The 2798-nt window shown below is 68.5% G+C and carries 3 protein-coding genes; 1 reads left to right on the forward strand and 2 read right to left on the reverse strand.

Annotation, left to right across the window (positions count from 1 at the left end; genetic code table 11):
• Positions 1-69 precede the first annotated feature (69 nt).
• The gene (locus AB4Y86_RS16050) at positions 70-513 is read left to right on the forward strand and encodes a universal stress protein (RefSeq protein ID WP_441403177.1); all 444 of its coding nucleotides are present in this window, start codon (positions 70-72) and stop codon (positions 511-513) included.
• Positions 514-554: 41 nt separating this feature from the next.
• Here the strand turns inward: AB4Y86_RS16050 and AB4Y86_RS16055 are convergent, their stop codons facing one another.
• Both AB4Y86_RS16055 and AB4Y86_RS16060 read right to left on the reverse strand, forming a co-directional pair.
• Entirely contained in the window at positions 555-983 is a 429-nt protein-coding gene (locus AB4Y86_RS16055; protein WP_441403179.1) for a pyridoxamine 5'-phosphate oxidase family protein, read from the reverse strand.
• A 143-nt stretch (positions 984-1126) separates the two neighbouring features.
• Entirely contained in the window at positions 1127-2593 is a 1467-nt protein-coding gene (locus tag AB4Y86_RS16060; RefSeq protein ID WP_441403178.1) for an SDR family NAD(P)-dependent oxidoreductase, read from the reverse strand.
• Between the last annotated feature and the right edge of the window lie 205 nt (positions 2594-2798).

The raw sequence follows: 2798 nt of genomic DNA on the forward strand, positions 1-2798 counted from the left end.
GCCCTAGCACGGCGCCCCGCCGGCCGGAAGGGTGAGAATTGCCCTGGGGGCACGACGAAAGGACCGGTCATGAGCGAGGCTACAGGCACCCGGACCATCCTGGTCGGGGTCGACGGATCGGATGCTTCGGTGGAGGCGCTGCGGCAGGCCGGGACGCTGGCCGCCCCGCTGGCAGCCAAGGTCGTGGCCTTGGCCTGCTGGGAATTCCCGCCGGTCTACGACGGCTACGTTGCCATGGGCATCGATGACTTCGACGTCCGCGCGGGAGAGATCCTGCAGGAAACCGTCGTGAAGGCTTTCGGCGAAAACCCGCCGGCCAGCCTGGAAACCCGCCTGGTGCAGGGGAATCCGCGCAGGACCCTGATCGATGAGAGCCGCAGCGCTGACATGCTGGTGCTGGGCCGGCGCGGTCATGGCGGTTTTGGCGGCTTGTTGCTGGGCTCGGTAAGCTCCGCCCTGGTGGCCCACGCACACTGCCCGGTCCTGGTGGTGCACGCGCCGGAACGGCGCTAACGGGGCTGCCCCGGACCGGTCCGGGCTATTCGAAGTCGGGGCTATTCGAAGGAGGCGCGCCGCGGGTCGGCGAGCCTGGTGTGCCAGACATCGGGGTTGTTGACCTTGAAACGGCGCCCGGTGAGGGCCTTCGGGGCCAGCCGCACGTAATAGTTCTTCTCGCCCGGCTGCCACGGTTCCAAGAGCAACTCGTCAACAGCGTCCTTGTCGGCCTGGTCCTCGATGAGTTCGGCGTCGCCGCGGGCGACGACGCTCCACGCCGACTGCTCATGCGTGTCATAGCCGTCGATTTCGAACGCCACGGGCTTGGCGGTAATGGCGCCCCAGAGTTTTGTGCCGCCGGCCGTGCGGAACACGATTGAACGGCGCTGCAGGACAAAGTTCACCGGGAAGACCTCCGGATGGCCGTCCACGATCATGGCGATCCGCCCCACCACCTCGCTGTCGAGCAGTACCCAGCACTGGTCCATGGACAGCTGGAAATTCGGCGGGGGCGTCGTCGTCGTATTCACAGCTCCACGTTACGGACAGCGCGCGGGCCCTCATTAGGGCCATAAGGCCCGTGGCAGCGCCGCGGAAGCTCTGCTACGGGCAGCGGAGGCCAGTGCGATCCTCACCAGGGGCTGGGCTTGTAGTCCTTCAGGAAGACCCCGTACTGGTCCTCGCCGGCCTCGCCCATGACGATCGGGTCGTAGACCCGGGCCGCGCCGTCCACGAGGTCCAACGGGGCGTGGAAGCCCTCCTCCATCAGCCGGACCTTCGTGTAGTGCGGCCTTTCGTCGGTGATCCAGCCGGTGTCGACGGCGGTCATCAGGATGCCGTCCGACTCGAGCATTTCCTTGGCGCTGGTGCGCGTCATCATGTTCAGCGCGGCCTTGGCCATGTTCGTGTGCGGGTGCCCGGGTCCCTTGTAGGCGCGCGAGAACTGGCCCTCCATGGCACTGACGTTGACGATGTACTTGCGCCGGGCCGTGGAGCGCTTCATCGCCGCCCGCAGCCGGCTCACCAGCAGGAACGGTGCGGTGACGTTGCAGAGCTGTACTTCGAGCATCTCGAGCGGATCGACCTCGTCCACCACCTGCGTCCAGCTGTTGATGCTGGCGAGGTCCGGGACCAGGCCGCCGGCGTCGATCGCGGTGCCGGCGGCGATCCGCTCCGGCGACGCGGAGCCGGTGGACAGGGCCAACGAGGTGATGGCGTCGCCCGCCAGCACCGGATGGTCCAGGACCGAGCTGGCCAGCGCCAGCGGGTGCTTGTCATGGGCGTGGCCGAAGGTGACCAGTTCGGGGCCGCCGTTGGCCGGCTGGAGTTCCGCGGGCAGCGGCTCGGCTTCGGCGTCGACCAGCGGCTGGTAGGCGTTGCCTGAGCGCCGGACCGTCTGGGCGGCGTTGTTGATGATGATGTCCAGCGGCCCGGCGGCGTCGAGGGAATCCGTCAGGGCCATCACCTGTGACGGATCGCGCAGGTCGATGCCCACGATCCGCAGCCGGTGCAGCCAGTCGGCGCTGTCCTCCATCGCGGCGAAGCGCCGGGCGGCGTCCTTCGGGAAACGCGTGGTGATTGTGGTGTGGGCGCCGTCGCGGAGCAGCCGGAGCGCAATGTACATGCCGATCTTGGCCCGTCCGCCGGTCAGCAGCGCGCGTCGGCCGCTCAGGTCCGTCCGCGCGTCCCGCTTGCTGTGGCTGAAGAGAGCGCATTCGGGGCAGAGCTGGTGGTAGAAGGCATCAACCTGGGTGTAGTGCTGCTTGCAGATGTAGCACGGCCGCGACTTGATCAGATGCCCGGCGACCTCGCCGGTGGCCGAGGGCGCCAGCTTGTTGCCGCGCGTCTCGTCGTCGATCCGGTCCGGCGCGGCGGTGGCGGTCTGCGCGATCACGGCGCGGTCCGCCTCGGCGATCAGGTCCCGTTTGGTGACTCGCCGGTGGCGCTTGACCGCCTTGAACATCTTGCCGGTCGCGCGCCGGATCGCCAGGTAGTCCGGGTGTTCCTCGTCGTAGACATGAATGCTGTCCAGCACCTTGAGGCAGGCGGCGATTTCCGCGGGGGTCAACTCAGCGGGGGGCAGATCGGGGGTGCTCATTGGCACAATTTTACAGCCCGGACGGGCCGCGGGCGGACGCCCGGACCCCGCTGTCCCCGGGCGCCGGGGAAGCCGGGCGGCTTACCCGGCGCCCGGGCCGTCTCAGTACGCCTTCGTGGAAGGCTTTCCGGACGGTTCGACGCCGACGGCGGCGGCTTGCACTTCGGCGACCTTGTCCACGGACTCGCGCAGGGCGGCCCACTTT

It is taken from the genome of Arthrobacter sp. 2YAF22_2 (assembly GCF_052114645.1).
Lineage (GTDB): Bacteria > Actinomycetota > Actinomycetes > Actinomycetales > Micrococcaceae > Arthrobacter.